Annotated in this window: 15 protein-coding genes and 1 riboswitch; of the genes, 3 read left to right on the top strand and 12 right to left on the bottom strand. The window is 41.2% G+C overall.

Annotation, left to right across the window (positions count from 1 at the left end; genetic code table 11):
- The first annotated feature begins 13 nt into the window (after window positions 1-13).
- Both argH and CVN76_RS12735 read left to right on the top strand, forming a co-directional pair.
- Window positions 14-1,333: an argininosuccinate lyase gene (argH, locus tag CVN76_RS12740; protein WP_100531540.1), complete on the top strand. Its 1,320-nt coding sequence runs from the start codon at window positions 14-16 to the stop codon at window positions 1,331-1,333.
- Between the two features lie 227 nt (window positions 1,334-1,560).
- Window positions 1,561-2,856 carry a hypothetical protein gene (locus tag CVN76_RS12735; RefSeq protein ID WP_100531539.1) on the top strand — a complete coding sequence of 432 codons (1,296 nt, stop codon included), beginning with the start codon at window positions 1,561-1,563 and terminating at the stop codon, window positions 2,854-2,856.
- 424 nt (window positions 2,857-3,280) lie between these two features.
- Here CVN76_RS12735 and CVN76_RS12730 read toward each other — a convergent pair whose 3' ends face one another.
- The 8 genes from CVN76_RS12730 to CVN76_RS12690 form a co-directional block, all read right to left on the bottom strand.
- Window positions 3,281-4,627, bottom strand: a complete 1,347-nt coding sequence (locus tag CVN76_RS12730; RefSeq protein ID WP_100531538.1) for an FAD-binding oxidoreductase — start codon at window positions 4,625-4,627, stop codon at window positions 3,281-3,283.
- A gap of 308 nt (window positions 4,628-4,935) precedes the next feature.
- Window positions 4,936-5,364, bottom strand: a complete 429-nt coding sequence (gene mntR / locus CVN76_RS12720) for a transcriptional regulator MntR (protein ID WP_100531536.1) — start codon at window positions 5,362-5,364, stop codon at window positions 4,936-4,938.
- Window positions 5,365-5,468: 104 nt separating this feature from the next.
- Window positions 5,469-7,643, bottom strand: a complete 2,175-nt coding sequence (locus tag CVN76_RS12715; RefSeq protein WP_100531535.1) for a DNA topoisomerase III — start codon at window positions 7,641-7,643, stop codon at window positions 5,469-5,471.
- 228 nt (window positions 7,644-7,871) lie between these two features.
- Window positions 7,872-8,429 (bottom strand): potassium-transporting ATPase subunit KdpC, encoded by a 558-nt coding sequence (gene kdpC, locus CVN76_RS12710; protein WP_100531534.1) that lies wholly within the window; start codon window positions 8,427-8,429, stop codon window positions 7,872-7,874.
- A gap of 24 nt (window positions 8,430-8,453) precedes the next feature.
- Window positions 8,454-10,493: a potassium-transporting ATPase subunit KdpB gene (gene kdpB / locus CVN76_RS12705; protein ID WP_100531533.1), complete on the bottom strand. Its 2,040-nt coding sequence runs from the start codon at window positions 10,491-10,493 to the stop codon at window positions 8,454-8,456.
- 23 nt (window positions 10,494-10,516) lie between these two features.
- On the bottom strand, window positions 10,517-12,190 hold the full coding sequence (kdpA, locus tag CVN76_RS12700; protein WP_100531532.1) for a potassium-transporting ATPase subunit KdpA: 1,674 nt from the start codon (window positions 12,188-12,190) through the stop codon (window positions 10,517-10,519).
- 25 nt (window positions 12,191-12,215) lie between these two features.
- On the bottom strand, window positions 12,216-12,290 hold the full coding sequence (locus CVN76_RS32380; protein ID WP_442857571.1) for a potassium-transporting ATPase subunit F: 75 nt from the start codon (window positions 12,288-12,290) through the stop codon (window positions 12,216-12,218).
- 168 nt (window positions 12,291-12,458) lie between these two features.
- A complete protein-coding gene (locus CVN76_RS12690; protein WP_100531530.1) occupies window positions 12,459-12,842 on the bottom strand; it encodes a hypothetical protein in 384 nt (127 codons plus the stop codon).
- 391 nt (window positions 12,843-13,233) lie between these two features.
- Window positions 13,234-13,374, bottom strand: a riboswitch (cyclic di-AMP (ydaO/yuaA leader).
- Window positions 13,375-13,654: 280 nt separating this feature from the next.
- Here CVN76_RS12690 and CVN76_RS12685 point away from each other — a divergent pair.
- Entirely contained in the window at window positions 13,655-14,029 is a 375-nt protein-coding gene (locus tag CVN76_RS12685) for a DUF2294 domain-containing protein (protein WP_100531529.1), read from the top strand.
- A gap of 152 nt (window positions 14,030-14,181) precedes the next feature.
- Here the strand turns inward: CVN76_RS12685 and CVN76_RS12680 are convergent, their stop codons facing one another.
- The 4 genes from CVN76_RS12680 to CVN76_RS12665 all read right to left on the bottom strand — a co-directional run bounded on the left by CVN76_RS12680 (window position 14,182) and on the right by CVN76_RS12665 (window position 19,381).
- Window positions 14,182-16,542 (bottom strand): universal stress protein, encoded by a 2,361-nt coding sequence (locus tag CVN76_RS12680; protein ID WP_100531528.1) that lies wholly within the window; start codon window positions 16,540-16,542, stop codon window positions 14,182-14,184.
- Window positions 16,543-17,321: 779 nt separating this feature from the next.
- The gene (locus CVN76_RS12675) at window positions 17,322-18,071 is read right to left on the bottom strand and encodes an ABC transporter permease (RefSeq protein WP_100531527.1); all 750 of its coding nucleotides are present in this window, start codon (window positions 18,069-18,071) and stop codon (window positions 17,322-17,324) included.
- Window positions 18,072-18,833, bottom strand: a complete 762-nt coding sequence (locus tag CVN76_RS12670; RefSeq protein ID WP_100531526.1) for an ABC transporter ATP-binding protein — start codon at window positions 18,831-18,833, stop codon at window positions 18,072-18,074.
- 194 nt (window positions 18,834-19,027) lie between these two features.
- Window positions 19,028-19,381 carry a DUF1048 domain-containing protein gene (locus tag CVN76_RS12665; protein ID WP_100531525.1) on the bottom strand — a complete coding sequence of 118 codons (354 nt, stop codon included), beginning with the start codon at window positions 19,379-19,381 and terminating at the stop codon, window positions 19,028-19,030.
- Window positions 19,382-19,425 lie beyond the last annotated feature (44 nt).

Genomic DNA, 19,425 nt, shown 5'->3' with positions numbered 1-19,425 from the left:
AGGAGAAATGGTCATGAAGTTATGGGGCGGGCGTTTTAGAGAAGAAGAAAACAAATTAATGGAGGACTTTAATAGTTCCCTTCAGGTTGATAAAAGACTTTATTCTGAAGATATTAAAGGAAGTATTGCTCATGTAAATATGCTTGTGAAATGTGAATTGCTTACCCAGGGCGAAGGAGAAAGCATTAGAAAGTCTCTTCTTTCGATATTGGAAGATATCGAGAACGGAACATTGTTGATCGAAGGGGATTTTGAGGATATTCATAGTTTTGTTGAAGCAACCTTAACAAAACGAATTGGTGAAACAGCAAAAAAACTCCATACAGCAAGAAGTCGTAATGATCAAGTTGCTTTAGATATCAGGCTTTACGCTAAAAATAAGGCATTAGAGGTGATCGAGCATATAGAAGATCTTCAACATAGCCTGGAACAAAAGGCAAAAGCAAACAATGTGATCATGCCAGGATACACCCATCTTCAGCGAGCGCAAGTCGTAACTCTTAAGCACCATTTAATGGCCTACTTTAGCATGCTGGATAGGGATAGAAAAAGAATTCTTAATGCAATTGAAATGATGAACGAAAGTCCACTTGGATGCGGAGCTTTGGCTGGTACGACTCATACGATAGACAGGGAAATGACAGCAGAGGCGTTGGGATTTTCAAAACCCATGAACAATTTCCTCGATGGTGTTAGCGATAGGGATTACCTGTTAGAATTGATGTCTGGTTTTTCCATCATCATGATGCATGTTAGCAGATTAAGCGAGGAACTGATTTTATGGAGTAGTCAAGAGTTTAAATTCATTAGTATCGATGATGCATATTCTACAGGCAGCAGTATTATGCCTCAAAAGAAAAATCCTGACGCAGCAGAGCTTATAAGAGGAAAAACAGGACGGGTATACGGTTCTCTTACTTCACTTTTAACAACGATGAAAGGGTTGCCATTGGCTTATAATAAAGATATGCAGGAAGATAAAGAACCATTTTTTGATGCGTTGGATACTGTTTTGTCTTGTCTGGAGATCATGTCCAAGATGATTTCCACCATGAAGGTGAATACTGAAAATATGAAAAAAGCTGTAAAATATGGCTTTCTCAATGCAACAGAAGTCGCCGATTATTTAGTTAGCAAAGGTGTTGCATTCAGGGATGCACACAGTATCGTCGGCTCCATCGTCATTTATTGTGAAGATACTAATAAACCAATAGAAGAGTTGACACTGGACGAATTGAAGAGCTTGAATCCATTAATTGATGAAGACTTATATGACTTTATCGACTATCAGAATATATTAAATAAAGGCATTAAGGTGAACTTATTAAAATGATCTAGCATCTTCCAATCGAGGAGCCATAGGCATGGAATATTAGTACGTTCCATGCCTATGACTCTTTTTTAGATCGCATTTTATATTCTTCTTAAAACATATAATCAAGTTCCTTTTAGAATCAAGTACTAAAACATTTTCCAAATGACGAAGGATTAAACTTTAATTCCCTTTAATTTAAAGATACTATTAAAAGTAATTAAACTTAGGGAACCAAGGAGAAAAATATGTATAAAATTGGAGTAGTCGGTCCTTATTCATCTGTTGAGCGCATTATTGATTTGGGTAAAGAATATGCGTCGAGCATGGAATTTAAAGCCTATCCCTATGAGGATTTCAGAGAAACTGAAAAAATCGTTTCGACATTCAATAAAGATGTGGATGTTTGGTTTTTTTCTGGTCAAATTTCATATATGGTCGCGAAAAACACGGTAGGCCTAGGGGAAAATCTATTGTATATCGATCATACTGAATCTGGCATCTATAAAAGTCTTTTGCATATGGGATATTTTCAAAAGGAATTTTTAAGTAAAGTGAGTATCGATGAAATAACGACAACCCACTTAGAGCAGGCGTTAAAACAAATTGATATCACACCAAAAGAAATGTATATAAAGAATTTCAATATTGATTCAACCACGGAAGAATTGATCGCATTCCATCTTGACCTATGGAAATCGGGAAAAACGGAAGGTGCACTGACTTGTTTCGAGGCCGTATATCTAAATTTAAAAGAAGCAGGAGTTCCGACCTATCGTATATCTACAACTGATATGGAAATTCGCCAATCATTAAGAATCCTTGCAGAAAAATCGAGAACTTTTTACTTTAGAGACACCCAAATCGGTGTCCAAATCATTGAAATTGAGCATTTCGAGAAAATATTTGAGAAAGCTAAAAGCTCGTACCATCTACAATTTTTAGAGATAAAATTAAAAGAAACCCTTCTTAGGTTTTGCGAACTGCTAGAAGGTTCATTAGTTGAGAAGGGGAACGGCCGTTATTTTATCTTTAGTACACGAGGTACAATTGAATCCAAAATAAAAGATCTAAAAGATACAGTCTTTTTGTTGTCTAACGAATCCAATGCTACCGTGACCGTAGGAATTGGATATGGCCAAACACTTCACTCAGCAGAAATAAACGCTCAGCGTGCCATCCAACTTTCTAAAGAAAAGTCAGAGAAGGGCATCGTTATCGTACAAGAGGACGGAACAATGATCCAATCCGTGGGGGAAGAAAAGGAATTACGTTTTTCTTACCGGATAGATGACAAGGATTTTATGGAAAAACTAAAAAAAGCCAAAATTAGTGTGAAAAACTATAATAAATTATATGCTTTAGTTAAAAGATTGAAATTGAACGATTTTACAATAAAAGATTTAACGACGCATCTCTATTGGGATGAAAGTAATGCACGGCGTATTGTAGTAAATTTATGTGAAGTTAATTTAGCAGAAATCATTGGTGAAGAGTCTTCTTCTTCTCGCGGAAGGCCAAGTAAAATTTATCGTCTAAAATAAGTAGGCCTTTTTCGGGTTTGCTTTTTAGGTCAACGAACTCCACTTTCGCAATGATGAATCTTTAATATGGCTTTTCGGTGTTGAAAAATCATGGTTCACACTCCTTCCACCCAAAAAGGAGCTGTTGAATAGCTCCTTTTTGGATATTTTATATGGATCTTCCTTATCCCATTATTCGTTCGATATAACAAATTAAAAGCCTTTTCAATTAAGACTTTCTGCTGCCTTTGCGGTAGGAGTATACTTCTTTCCAATGTTAAATCTCTCCTACGGGTTTTCATCTTTAAATTGGGAAATGGTTATTCCATTCCAGCTGCGCTTTAATTCATGAAGAAAAAAGAGCCCCCAATGGCAGCACCCTGATCTAAACTAACGTATATGCTAGTTTAATGAATTGTAAATTTCCCCATACAAAAACTACACCTCATTTGTTGGATGGCGGTATGCTCTGGGGAAAATGAAATAAATTTTTCGGATCATATTTCTCCTTTATTTTTTGAAGTTTTGCAAAGTTCGAGCCGTAATATGCTTTTCCAAAATTTTTAATATTTTGGTCTGGAACATTAACATAGGAACCCTTTACATATGGTTTTATTAACTTACGCACCCTTTCAACCGATTCAAGATTCATAGCTTCTTGTGATTTTTTTTCCCAACTAGCATTCCATTCCACATAAAACAATGGATTACGCCAAAAGAAGGCTGTTTGATCGCTAGGTACTCTGCTTAAAGCCCCACCCCAATTGATAAAAAAGAAATTGGATTCTGTCCCGGTCGCTTCCTCCAAAAACTTCCTCATGATTGAAATTGGTTTTTCCGGCCAAAGATTAAGTCCCCAAGCCGAGGAGAATTTAACATTCTGATCAGATCTACCAGGGATTGGCTCGTCAGGATCCAAGAAATCTATAGCGTCTGGATAAGATAATGTTTCTATAACGATTTGCGTTGGTGTTCCAGAATTCATTAAAGGTTTCAATAATTTAATGAGCTCAGTTTTTGAACCGAGGAAAATTCCTTCGGCATGACACAATCCATTTACTTTGCTGAAAATCTCAAGAATACACCCTAATCGTTCATCTACGAACGGCGCCCATTTTTGCCAAGCACGACATACTGTTTCCAATTGTTCCCACGGCCAAATGATATTGAAGACGGTAGCGGTTTTAGGGGCACGGCGAACTTTAAATGTGTACTCGGTATTATATCCAAAATTACCTCCCCCTCCTCCCCTGGAAGCCCAAAACAAATCCTTGTTTTTCTCCTTATTTGCAAAAATGATCCTGCCTTCTGCATCCACTGTTTTCAGTGCAAGGAGGTTATCACTTATAAGACCAATCGATCGTGACAGCACTCCAAATCCACCGCCCATCGTAATTCCCCCGATGCCAACGGTTGGACTGTCTCCAAACGGAGCCATAAACCCTTTTTTAGCTAATCCTTTTACAAGCGGACCTACATGAATTCCTGTTTGAACGGTCGCCGTTGCCTTTTTTTTATTTAAGTGCACTTTTTGCATATCACTAACATCAATGACAATTCCCCCCTTCACGACTGAGAGGTCCTTATCAAGGGCATGACGGCCACTTCTCACACGCACGGGTGCTTTATTCTTACGTGCCCATTTAATGGCATTACTTACATCAACGGTATTTTGAGCAAAAACAAAGACCAAAGGAAGAGTATCAACATAAGGGTTCCAATTCTTGATGGCTTCTTTATAGCCGGGGTCTCCCATGAAAATTACTCGTCCTGTTAACTCTTTAGATCCCATGCATTCCACTCCCATTCAAAACTTTTGTAGATTATCAATTGTATGAATGGAGAATTAATACTATGAAGAATATTTAGAGATCGGGATTCCCTTCTTCCACTAACCTTCCCGGATAATCTATGAGTGAAAACATAGTTGATTGCGGGAAAAGCGCGTCTAGGATGGACCACGCAGGCGGTAGCGGTCCGCCTCTTCATGAGCGAGTTCCTCCCGTTAAAATCAACGTCCACATTGTACAGACATAAAAAATGCAGACAAATTCGATTTTTATCGAGTTTGTCTGCATTTTGAAAGCTGCCATCGGCAGCTTATTTTGGGTTCTCTTCATTTCTTTTTTGTATCTTTCGTAGTTCCTCGACACGCTCAGGAGCTTCCTCAAAGAATTCCACAAGGTCACCAATCCTATCGATGGCATTCCAACTAAGGTGGTGTTCGATTCCTTCAACATCATGATAAATATTTTCTTCCTTGACCCCGATCAATCTTAGCATCTGTTCCAAGAGTTCATGACGATATACAAGCCTTTTCCCGACTTTTTTCCCGTTAGCCGTTAAAACGAGGCCACGATACTTTTCATATATCAAATATTTTTCTTGATCGAGTTTTTGAACCATTTTTGTCACAGAAGATGGATGGACGGAAAGATTTTCAGCAATATCGGAAACCCTTGCATACCCTTTTTCTTCAATAAGTAAATAAATTTGTTCTATGTAATCCTCCATGCTTGGTGTAGGCATTCGGAATCCTCCCATTTCAAAAGCATATCTAAAAATATTACTATATATACGTCCCTGAAACAAGCCGTTATCGTCTCAGGGCGCCATTTAAATGCAGTTTTTGATTAATTTTGCTTGACGGCTTGTCCTGCCGGGAATGTAAAATTGATTTTCTTTTCCGATTCGGACCAGGATAAAATCGCATCAAAGGTCTTTTCGCCTTTTTTAAACCCGCTTATCAAGTCCGTTTCCCCGCTCGCCAGCAGCTTTTTGATATTGGCTTGGCTAATTTTCTTATTAAGGATTTTTTTGGAGATCGTAAAGTTACACTTCGTTTTTTGATAACTCACACATCCATAAAACTCGCCTTTATCGACAATTTTGGAACCGCATAGCTTACAATTGCCTACGGATGCCGAACTCCTCTTTTTAGGGCCGCTCCTTTGAATCGATTCGGTATCCAGCCCTTGAAAATCCCAGCTTTCCGACGACTCCACAGCATCACTGATGATTTTTGCCGACATTTTTTTAACGGCTTCCATAAACGCTCCGGCTGAAGCCTTCCCTTCACCAATTTCCCTTAATCGCTGTTCCCATTTGGCTGTCATCTCTGGCGAGGCAAGGATTTTCTCCCCAATGGCTGTGATCAGCACTTTTCCTTTATCGGTTGCAAATACCTGGTTCTTTTTGACATCAATGTATTTACGGTCTTTAAGCATGGTAATGATGCCTGCTCGTGTTGCTTCGGTGCCAAGGCCTTCCGTTTTCATCAGGACCTTTTCCAACTCTTCATTATCCAGATGTTTTCCTGCCGTTTTCATCAAGGTGATCAGCTGGCCCTCCGTATAACGCTTTGGCGGCTGTGTTTTTCCTTCCTTCACCTTAATCTTGGCGACCTTTCCGGAATCCCCTTTTGAAACCTGCGGCAATAGGACATCATCATCTTCTTTGTCATTTTGGAAAATGACCTTGCGCCATCCTTCTTGGATCTGTTGCTTGCCCTTTGAAATGAATTCGGCACGCCTATCGACAAGCGTCTTAATGGTTGTATAATCAAAAATCGCCTGCTCATAATGGGCGGCAATCAGCCTCAGGACCACCAAGTCATAAATATTGCGTTCTTCAGCGGAAAGACGCTTAGGATCGGTAACCTGCTCCGTCGGAATTATGGCATAGTGATCCGTCACTTTCTTTTCATTTACATACCGTTTATTATTCATGATACTCGGCTGCGGCAAGGGGAAAAGTGATTCATATTCCGAAAAGCCGCTTAGCTTTTGCAAGATATCAGGGAATGTCGCGGCTTCCCCCTCTGTCACATAGTTGGAGTCGGAACGTGGATATGAGACGATTCCTTTTTGATATAAGCTTTGAACGATATCGAGAGTCTGCTTTGGTGAATATTTATAAATCTTATTCACGGTTGCCTGCAATGACGATAGATTGAACAGCAAAGGAGGCTGAAATTCCTTTCTTTCTGTTGCCATTTCGGCTATTTCCGCTTCCTTGTCCTTACAGAATGCGGCAATCTTTTCAGCAAGTTCTTTTGATTTTATTCTTGAATCGTTGTTCTGCTGCCATTTACCCTGGTATTTATTGCCATCCATCTTGAAGTCAGCGAACACTTCCCAGAACGGTTCAGACTTGAACTGTTCAATCTCCATTTCACGCTTCACGATCAAAGCGAGGGTGGGAGTTTGAACCCGTCCAGCTGAGAAAACATCCGATACACCCTTCTGCTTCAATAAAATGCTATACGCCCTGGATGCATTCATGCCAACAACCCAGTCTGCACATGCCCTTGTATAGGCTTCATGATAAAGCGGTCTTGTTTTTTCTTCGCTGATCAGGTTCTGGAATCCTTCATAAATGGCTTTCGGGGTCAAAGAGGAAATCCATAAACGCTTCATCGGCTTATGGATGCTGCATAAATTCACGATATTGCGTACAATCAATTCTCCTTCACGCCCTGCATCGCCGGCATGGATGATTTCATCGACGTCCTGCTTCCTAAGCAACGTCTTCACGACATTGAATTGCTTAGCCTTTTGCCTGGTCACTTCATATTGAAACCTCTCTGGAATCATCGGTAACGTATCCAGCGACCATTTTTTCCAATTTGCATGATATGTCTCCGGCGATACGAGTTGACATAGATGCCCGACTGCCCATGTCACATAAGCACCATCGGGAAAAAGTTCATTCGCCATGATTTCTATATATCCCTGTTGCTTCTTCGTTTTAAATTGAGCTGCCAACGTTGAACCTTGATCCGGTTTCTCCGCTATGATTAGCTTCATGTTCATCTTCACCTAATCCGTAACAAAATATCTTTCCCTATTTATTATACCTTAATTATTTCAATCGGCTATAGATGAGTTCGGATTAAACAATAGGAAAATGATGATTGAACATTCATAAAACTCAACCGAATATCGGAAAAGCTATCTGGTCGAAAGGTTCATTATATACCCCGATCCAGCCAAAAGAAGTAAAAAAGAGAGTTCCTTGAACCCTCCTTTTCTACACTATTTTAGTTGGTCCAATGCTATATTCAACGTTAATACATTCACCCGGGGATCCCCGAATACTACTAATGACCGTCCTTCAGTATGTTTATCAACAAGATTATATATACTTTTTTCAGATACACCTCGCTCTTTAGCAATGCGTGATACCTGAATTTTCGCCCCTTGGGATGAAATATTTGGATCAAGGCCCGAACCGGAATTCGTCAGTAAATCAGCAGGTATCTCCTCTTGTTTGACAGTAGGGTTATCTTTTAGAAATGTTGCCAAATCTTTTTTTGTGCGCTTGATCATGTCCTCATTGGATGGGGCATAATTGGGTGTACCTGATCCTGTCGCATCATATTTTATAGAAGAAACACGACCATGAAAATACCCCGGGTCTTTAAAAGATTGACCAATTAGTTCAGAACCTATGATTTTTCCTGATTCGTTTTTTATTAAACTGCCATCTGCTTTTGCAGGCATTATAACTTGAGCAACACCTGTCATTAGTAACGGATAGGCAATTCCACACATAACAAGGAGCACTAAACTTAAGCGAATATTTTTCATCATGAATTTCCACCCTTACTTTTATTTTTAAGCTACTTGTAGCATGACCAGCAGTATATCAATAAGTTTAATTCCTATGAAAGGAACGATTACGCCGCCCAATCCGTATATGAACAAGTTCTTTTTAAGTAATTTTGAAGCACTCATAGGAACATATTTCACACCCTTCATTGCCAATGGGATGAGAAGGGGGATAATGATAGCATTAAAAATTAAAGCTGATAAAATGGCACTTTGTGGTGTAGCCAGATTCATAATGTTTAAAGCCTTCATCTGAGGAATGGCCAACATAAACATAGCTGGAATAATTGCAAAGTATTTGGCCACATCATTAGCAATACTGAAGGTTGTCAAAGCGCCCCGTGTCATGAGTAACTGTTTCCCAATTGCCACTACTTCGATTATTTTTGTAGGGTCAGAATCCAAATCCACCATATTCGCCGCTTCCTTCGCTGCGATGGTTCCTGTATTCATCGCCAATCCAACGTCTGCCTGTGCCAATGCAGGAGCATCATTCGTCCCATCTCCCGTCATCGCCACAAGTTTGCCTTGTGCTTGTTCCTGTTTAATGACAGAAATTTTATCTTCAGGCTTCGCTTCAGCAATAAAATCATCTACTCCCGCTTCTTTTGCAATGGTACTAGCTGTCAATGGATTATCACCGGTACACATAACGGTTTTTATGCCCATTTTCCGCAACTCATCAAAGCGTTCCCTCATGCCTGGTTTTACTGTATCCTTCAAGTAAATGACACCCAACACACAGTTCCCGTCTGCAACAACAAGTGGAGTACCGCCAGCAGTGGCGACTTCATTCGTAATGCTTTCTAAATCGCCAGGAACTTTTCCATCTTGCTGCTGTATATATTGTCTTATTGAATCAGCAGCACCTTTTCTGATTTTTCTACCATCAGGAAAGTCTGTACCACTCATCCGGGTTTCAGCCGTGAACTCAATTCCAACTGTCCCGGTTTTATCTAATTCTTTATCAGCTAAACCGGCTTTTTTAGCAAGTTCGATGACAGATCGGCCTTCAGGCGTTTCATCGTGTAATGATGAATGAACAGCCACTTTATTTAACTCAGCTTGGCTTATCCCCTTAACCGGTAAAAAAGCTGAAGCCATGCGGTTCCCATGGGTGATGGTTCCTGTTTTATCAAGGATGATGGTATTAATGTCACCAGCTGCTTCGACAGCTTTTCCCGACATGGCAATGACGTTAAATTGAGTAACCCTATCCATACCCGCTATCCCAATGGCAGACAATAGGCCCCCTATAGTCGTTGGGATTAAACAGACCAGTAATGCCACTAAGGTGGTGATGGGTAATGTGACTTTAATATAAGAAGCAATTGGTACTAGTGTCGTGCAAACAAGCAAAAAGATAAGGGTCAAACTGACAAGCAGGGTGCTCAATGCAATTTCATTAGGGGTTTTTTGTCTTTTAGCTCCTTCAACGAGATTGATCATTCGATCAAGAAAGGATTCACCTGGGTCCGAAGTGACGACAATTTTGATAAAGTCACTGATGACTTTCGTTCCTCCAGTTACCGAACAGAAGTCCCCACCTGATTCCTTGATTACGGGAGCTGATTCCCCAGTGATTGCGGACTCATCTACAGCAGCTACTCCTTCAATGACATCACCATCGGTTGGAATTAAATCATTGGTTTCCACCAAGACAATATCACCTTTACGGAGTTCTGTGGCATCCACTATCTTTATATAACCATCTTTTTGGAATAATTTTGCCTTAGTATCCTGTTTCGTCTTTTTCAAACTATCAGCTTGCGCTTTACCCCGCCCCTCTGCTAATGCTTCGGAAAAGTTAGCAAAGAGTATTGTAACCAGCAATATTACGCTTACGGCAATGTTATAACCTCTATCCGATGTTCCTCCAAAAAAGTTCGGGAATATGGATAGTAAAAGAGTGATAACAAATCCTATTTCAACTACAAACATGACAGGATTTCGAGCCATTATTCTTGGATCTAACTTTTTAAAGGCATCTTTTATAGCTTTCCAGACAATTTCCTTATTGAGAGTCCCATTACGCTTTGTACTCATTTTAGAATTCTCCTTTTCTTCGTTTATCTAATTGTCAGCCATTCTGCTACTGGTCCGAGTGCAATGACCGGGAAGAACGTCAATGCCCCTATAACCGAAACCGTTGCCAAGAGAATGACCAGGAAAGTGCCATTATCCGTCTTGAACGTTCCAATTGTTTCGGGAACTCCTTTCTTTGTAAGTAAAGAACCTGCGACAGCGATTAGTGCAATCATGGAAAAGTAACGGCCAAACAGCATGACCAATCCGGTGGATATATTCCAAAATGGAGTGTTATCCCCTAAACCTTCAAATCCGGAGCCATTATTAGCTGCCGAGGAGGTAAACTCATAAACAACCTGTGAAATTCCATGAAAACCCGGATTAGAAATAGCCGAAGTGCCCATTTGTGTAGCTAAAGCAATGGCTGACGGAACTAAGATGAATAATGGATGTAAAAGGATGGCAATGGCTATTAGTTTCATTTCCTTGCCTTCAATTTTCTTCCCTAAAAACTCCGGCGTACGTCCAACCATCAATCCAGCAATGAAAACTGCCATTATTGCGTACATAAGGATATTGACCGTACCTACTCCATCACCGCCGAACACACAGTTCAACATCATTTCTGCCAATGGCACTAGTCCGCCAAGCGGAGTAAGCGTATCATGCATATTATTGACCGTACCTGTCGTAGCAGCTGTCGTTACGGCTGTGAAAAGGGCACTCTGAGCGATTCCAAATCGAACCTCCTTGCCCTCCATACTTCCATTCTCTTGAGATATTCCCATTTTTTCTAATGATGGATTTCCATTTTGTTCACTGAAATACGTAACACTTAAAAACACAAGGAACGTTAATCCCATTGCCGCAAAAAGAATCCACCCTAGTTTTTTGTTTTTTGCCATATACCCAAACGTTAACGGGAGAGCTACAGGTATCAGGAACATAGATAGAATCTCTAAGATATTGGTGAAACCATTAGGATTCTCATAGGGATGTGCCGAGTTGACACCAAAGAATCCACCGCCATTTGTCCCTAAATGTTTAATCGACTCCAATGCCGCTACAGGTCCGCGTGCAATATTCTGTGTCGCACCTTCCAATGTAGTGGCAACGGCTGTGGGATCAAGGGTTTGCGGCACCCCTTGGGATACTAGGACAAGCCCGATTAAAATAGATAACGGCAGAAGCATCCTGGTGATGGAACGAATTAAATCCACATAAAAATTCCCCATACTGCGCTGCCCGGTCAGACCTCTGAAAAAGGCCATACAGAGCGAAAGGCCGGTAGCCGGTGTCGTGAACATCAAAAACATGATGACGACCATTTGTGATAAATAAGAAAGTCCCGATTCCCCGCTGTAGTGCTGCAAATTAGTATTGGTAAGGAAACTTGCAGCGGTATTGAATGCCAATAACGGATCCATATTGGCTATATTACTTGGATTACCTGGTAATCCGCCTTGAAAGCGAAGGATCAAGTACGAAATAATAAACATGACCATATTACTCAAAAGTAGGGCCTTAGCATACTGCTTCCAGTTCATATCACCCGTATGGATACCAGATAGTTTAAAAATGCCCCGTTCTATTCCCCCAAACATTCGATCTTGTTTGGTTGTTTCAAGGGAATAAACATTAACTAAGTATTTCGCCAGTGGTATGGCCAAAATAATAACGAGTGCCAATACCAGACCGATTTGTAAATAATCCATTTGCATTTCCTCCGTTTTGTAGCGATTAATATTTTTCCGGATAAATTAAAGCATGAACCAAGTACAACGAAAGTGCTCCAACAATAATTAATAAAAGCATGCTTCTACTCTCCTTTTTTTTCGATAACTTTGTTACAAAAATGGAGAAATCCAAAAAACAGCAAGAATGAAAAAGTTGTAAGTGACACCGATAAAAGATCCATCATCATCTCTCCTTCCAAGCGATGAATATGTTAAACAATTAAAATGGCTCACCCCCTTAAAGTTATTAGGTTCCGCTTGTTAGCAGCCAGTCATAGCTGTTACCGTCTGGTTTACTGACGATGACAAAATCGGCTCCCATTTTTTTATATAGACTGGAATTTCGATGATGATGAGTGACAACAAACAGCCTAAAATGTTTGAGCCCTGAAAAGATCCTCAAAAGATTAATTCCATCAAGTAGACAATTTGGGAACAAATAAATACAGCTATACTGGTTCGATTTATCAACCATTAATCCATCACAATCCTCCAGTTCTCTTGTCGGCATCAACCATTCTTCTTCATAATCTACAATTTCCAAGTTACTTGTATCCGTGTGGGTGGCTCCTATACTTCCCTTTACAGATTTGTATAAATCCCCTTTCCCAACAACCAATACTTTTCCCATGCAATCCACCTCATTACTACTTTTTGTGACCAAGTTTCAAGCTGCATACTTTCTGGGGAAGTGTAGCCTGCCAGTTGAAAACATAAAAAATAGACCAATGCTTACTTTTCCCCCATATATGCAGCCATGCAGTAGCTATCCATATCCGCGCGCAAATCAAAAATGATTCACGCACCGGTTATTGGATACGCTGCATTAGCAAACAAATATAATTGGAGAAAAAGTACTCATTGGTCTACTTAACGCCCAGCCAGCATGTGCTTCCTTTGCGTTCTGTCTTCCATGGTCCTTCTTCTTATGAAAATAGGCAAATTAAAAAGACCTACTTATCATTCAAGTTGCCTTTTGCCGTTTTCACAACAAAAAAGCCCCTTGATTAAGGCGGTCTCATGACCTCCTTCGCTTTAGCCGACGAAGTTAGCTGACGGGTAGGATGGCGAAAGATTCTCTCATCCTTTCTGCATAAGCAGAATTAACCCCAAAAAATTGGTTCCTCCGTTCCTGATCACCCAGGACTAAGCCGAATTGCAATTGTTGGTGTTGAATATGTTGTTATTCTAAGCTCGTTACCTGCCACTTGTAAATTAGCATTTTGGGGCGAATAAGACCAATTTTCCCACTTATTCTATAATATTCTCATTATTCCTTATGTTTCCTTATGATATCACTAATTTTCCCGTTTAAAAAAACTTATTTTCTTTATAAATCTTACTATTTCAAGTTAAGAATCATTTTTTCGAATGTTATTGACAAGAATCAGGCCGGACATTATGATAAGTTGCATAAATTTGGAGAAAAGCAGGGGAGACAATATGGTGAATTCCAAAAAGAAACTAGAGGCTGAAATAAGTGCAGCCTTTATTACATTTCAGCGAGAGCTTATGGGCCGAGGTCCTCAAGAGGCGAAAACATACATTGTACAGGATATGGTCATTACCCGTTTTAAGGGAGTGCTGACTGTGGAAGAAAAACACCTTGTTTCCCAAGATTCCGGGCGGAGGCTAGTCAAAGAAATGAGGCAGGTGTTAAGGGAAATGTACAGTAAAGACTTCGAGGAGATCGTGAAACGGCTGACAAAATGCAACGTTCTTTCCAGCCATAGTGATATCAGCACGAAAACGGAGGAAAGACTGGAAGTGTTCATTGTAGATAGAGATCTTGAAAAATCCTTAGAATCCAAGGCATAATTTTGATCCTTCCTCTTCCGCAACACCCCAAATTACCAATTCAAACAAACCCAGAATGATAATCAACTGGGTTTGTTGTTTATACTATGTGTATTTCCACACAGGTTTAACCCTTCCCCTTATTAAGGGATTTGAATTCCGTACTTGCATTATTATGGTTCTTTAAGTTCTTTTGCCATTTCTGGTTTATGATCGGCAACCACCAATACATCCAAATGGCGAACCGCACGAAGCAATTTTTGTACAACCGATCCTTTCATGATTTCTTCCAGCCTTTTTCGTGCAGATTGTCCGATAATAACCTGTGTTGCATTTTCTTCATATAATCGTTTAACCACCTCCCCAACTACTTTTCGTCGATGATGCGTTTCATACATGTTGAAATCCCCCCCAAGCCGTTCTGTCAATATTTTAAGTTTTTCTAATGTTTTTTCCTCCTCCTCTTTTAGAGGCGAATGGTCCTTAACGTAAGCGACGAACCATTGTGCTTTTAACCGATAGGCAATACGGAAGCCCCGCCGAATTAAACGTTCACTATCCGGACGCAAATTAACACAAACAAAAATAACCTCCTGCTTTCTCCAAGGTCCCCTTAAGGTCCGCTTTCTTTCCCATGACTCAAGCCTTTCGTCCACATCATCAGCTACCTCACGTAAAGCTAATTCACGCAGAGCTATCAAATTGCCCGTTTTGAAAAAATTGCTTAGAGCTTGATCAATTTTATCTTTGGCATAAATATTCCCTTCCAGCATTCGTTGCTGCAAGCCAATTGGTGACATGTCAATAAGTTCAATCTCTTTTGCGATACGCAGGATATGATCTGGTACTGTTTCACGAACGCGGACTCCGGTAATTTGTTCGACACTATCGTTTAAGCTTTCCAGATGTTGAATGTTCATAGTGGAAATAACGGAAATGCCCGCTTTCAAAATTGTTTCGACATCCTGGTGACGTTTTTTATTCATACTTCCAGGTATGTTTGTATGAGCCAATTCGTCAACAAGAACAACCTCAGGATTCCTTTTTAAAATCGCGTCTGTATCCATTTCTTCCAGCACTACATTTTTATATTGTATTTTCCTTCTCGGAATTAGTTCTAATGTGCCGATTTGTTCAAACGTATCCTCTCTTCCATGCGTTTCAAGAAACCCAATTACAATATCTATCCCCTTCCTTTTTAGTTCGTTTGCCTCGCGGAGCATCGTATAAGTCTTGCCAACACCCGGCGCAGCACCGATATACACTTTCATTTGCCCATGGCGGATCTTATCAATATGATCTATTACCTCTTCATTTGACAGGCGGCGATATGGATTGAGATTATGTTCATCCTTCCACTTGGCCGGGATCACCCTTTCACCACTTTTTCCCGTTCGGTCAGCGACGATAAAAACATCAATATTCCGGCTTTTTTGAAGTATCTTATTAATGATCGATCCGTGAATGATTTCCTCCCAACGGCTTCGTTTCGATTGACCCATTACGATTCTTGTAACATTTTTCTCAGTTGCATAATTTACTATTTCCCCAGCTACATCCTCTCCTGCAAGGGGACGTTCTTCAAATTCCCCACCTATTTTATGTACCAGCTTTTTAATAGATCTCCTGAAGGTTCCCTCCTCCTTTGACAATTTCTTAATGGGAGAATAAAGACACACCACATATAACTCCCCGCCCAGGCGTTTTGCCATTTGTTGCCCGCGCCGTATGAGTATGGATCCATTCCAATGGTATTGGACCGAAACAAGGACTCGCTCAGAAGCACCAGATGGCCCTATCAATCCTTGTTGTTCACGGTAATCATCTAATTCGTCGTTAACCTCTCCAGCTAAAAAGCGAAGGGAAAGCTCCCGTAATACGGCCAAATTATCTCGTCTGAATAATTCCCCCCTTTTTCCTTTCGCTTCTTTTTTTTGTTCGATTAAGTCATCTTGAAGGCGATTAAGAATTTGTTCCGGGGTAACGTCCAGAAGCTTCACCTCGTCTGCCATTGCAAGCGTATTATCTGGAACGCACTGGTCCACTTGAACCCTCACACCCAAAAGCTTTTCAGCTACCTCCTTCACACCCTCCAATTCATAGATGTTAATCGTTGTGATGACACTTATGTTGTAGCTCATTAACGTTAGCACATCATCTAATCTAGTCTTATTTGAGGCATCTGGACGGTTGCGATGGGCCAAGGTGTCCACAAGAACAACTTCAGCATTCCGTTCAATGATGGAATCAATATCCAAATCTTGTTTAAGGATCCCACCCTCCATCCACTCAATGGGTGCAATTCTTTCTAACGCCCCTATTTGTTCAATGGTTCTGGGGCGATCGGATGCACTTACTGTCCCTACTACTACATCAATTGCCTTTCTCTTTAATGCATTTCCTTCCAATAGCATATGATAAGTCTTCCCAGATCCGGACACTGCCCCCAGAATGATTTTCAAGCGGCCACGGTGAACTTTATGAATGGATTGTAAAAATTCTTCTGGTGATTTTCTGCGAAACTTCTCTCCCATTTTTTTCCGCTCCTTTTCCTTCAAACTATGTGAAAAAAAGCTTTAGCACCTTTCATTCTCAGAACCTTCCAATACATCATTTCACTTTTTAGTGCAGAACACTACAATGTAGGTGCAGCATCGACCATACAGGAACACCTCCAGAAGAATCGCCCTGCACCTAAAGGCCCTTTGTTACTTAGGAGCCCGACCGTTTCTATTTGCATCATTTCGGTCACACGAATAAATGTTAAAAAGAGACCTCGGTTCCTTTTCTTCCATGTGAACACAAGTGCATCATTACTCTAACCCAGATAAGAAAATGAATTCATGAATGTTATCTCGTCTTACTAATCGACAAAGCAAGGATAAAGTCCCGTAGGTATACTAAACGCCCAGCAAGCGAAATTGCTCCTTTCCCATGTACCAAGGTGAAAATTCACTGACAGCTGGCACTATTTCCGTCTATTCTACGTTTACCAAGGCTAGTTGTAAATCAATGTATTGAAAAATCTGATTTTGCTGGATTCCCCTTTTTTTCATATGCATATAACCACTTCCGTTCGTTGCACAAGCAAAAATAGAGATCCTGTTAGATTTATAGCCTTCTCGCAGAGAATTTATGATATTGTCTTTATATAGAAAAAACCATGAATTACATTTTAGCGAAAATGTAATCCATGGATACTTATGTTAACAATGCAGTTTGGCCGCCATGAAAGCAGCCTTCCAGATGATAGCATGTGCATGTAACACAAATGCCATTGTTTTGTGAGTCGTATCGTTTCTTTATGGTTCGCTTACCCTAACTGACGTTTAAATACTATACTGGCGAAGAAATAAGCGACGACCATGGTGCCGACGCACCAGGCAATCGCGATCCAGATTCCGTTACCAACAGATCCTTCATACAAAAGGGCACGTATCGAATTCACGATTGATGTCACAGGCTGGTTCTCAGCGAACGCACGGACAATTTTCGGCATGGTTTCGGTGGGGACAAAAGCCGAACTGATAAACGGGAGGAAAATCAGCGGGTATGAGTAGGCTGTAGCCCCTTCCATGGACCCCGCTGTCAGTCCGGGAATGATCGCCAGCCATGTCAGCGCCAATGTAAACAGCCCGAGTATCCCGGCTACCGCGAGCCAATCGAGGATTCCGGCGTTGGACCGGAAGCCCATCAAGAGTGCAACGAGGATGACAACCACGATGGTAAGCGCATTGGAAACAAGCGAGGTCAACACGTGTGCCCACAATATTGACGAGCGCTTTATGGGCATGGTAAGGAAACGCGCCATCAGCCCGCTCTTTACATCCGTAAACAGACGCACGGAAGTGTAAGCGACGCCTGAGGCGATGGCCATCAGCAAGATTCCCGGCAATAGATAATTGACATAATTATCCGTGCCGGCCTTAATGGCGCCGCCAAATACATAGACAAACAGCAGCATCATCATGATCGGCGTAATTGCGACCGTGATGATTGTATCCGGGCTGCGCATGATGTTTCGCATTAAACGCCCTAGCAATACCCCTGTTTTACGTTTCATTTACATCTCCTCCTTTTTGCCGATGATCGCGAGGAAAATTTCCTCCAATGTCGGCTGCTTCTCGATATACTCCACTTTCGCTGGAGGGAACATCTTTTTGAGTTCAGAAAGGGTGCCGGTCGAGATGATTTTTCCGCCATGAAGGATGGCGATGCGATCGGCCAATTGTTCGGCTTCCTCCAGATATTGGGTCGTGAGTAAGATGGTCGTGCCGCCGCCAGCAAGCTCCTTGACAGTATCCCAGACTTCTATACGCGCTTCGGGGTCAAGCCCTGTCGTCGGTTCGTCGAGGAAAATGACTGCAGGCGTCCCGATCAGGCTCATGGCGATGTCAAGCCGGCGCTTCATCCCGCCGGAATATTTGTCCGCGCGGCGGTTGGCCGCATCGGTCAGGCTGAATCTTGCAAGCAAATCGTCGGCGACATGGGCAGGATTGGAAATCCGCCGCAATTTGGCTATCATCATCAGGTTTTCCCGCCCTGTGAGCATACCGTCTAAAGCTGAGAACTGTCCTGTCAGGCTGATGCTTTGGCGAACATGATCCGGTTGACGCTGGACATCATGACCGCAAATATCTACTTCGCCGCCATCGCCCTTCAATAGTGTCGAAAGAATATTGACCGTCGTCGTCTTGCCCGCTCCATTTGAGCCCAGCAATGTGAAAATTTCGCCACGCTGCACCTCAAGGTCGACCCCCTTTAAGACTTCCTTGCCTTTAAAGGATTTTTTTAGCCCTTTTACAGAAATCACTGCATGTTCCATACTTTTTCCTCCTTATAATCAGCTCGGCAAGACCGCCAGCTATATCCGTAATCATCCGTAACGCGTCTTGCGGAGCTAGTTTGCCTATGTTCCTCTATTTAGTGTGACTGATAATCTGTATGACTTACTACTAATTGAAAATATAACTGAATAGCATAGGCAATACACATTCTCAATCAGCTATTCAGTCCATATCATTTATTAAATTTATTTTTTCCCAATCGATTAACGATAGTCTCATTTAAATCTTCACGATATTTGGCGACATAGGTTTTAGCGTTTGCCACTAGTTCGTCGGCAAAGGACGCCACGTCATCCCCTGTTATTTCCAGGACTTGCCTGCCTTCCGCTGCACCAACTTCGAACAAATCGATTAATTCATACTGCATGCGAAGCATATCCATCCCGTTACCAGCTGAGAAATTCCACATGTAGGCTTGAATTTTCTTAAACACAAACTGGTAATCCTCTGGAAGGGCATCGACCCGCGCCATCATCACCTTGTATTCTCTTTTATCACCAATCATTTTTTTGAACATTTCCATCATGTTATTTTTCCTCCTATTTTTTAAAGCTGAACAAAACACCTTAA

The organism is Bacillus sp. mrc49 (assembly GCF_002803435.1).
The sequence above is the reverse complement of the archived record's forward strand: the minus strand, read 5'-3'. Positions and strand labels throughout refer to the sequence as shown.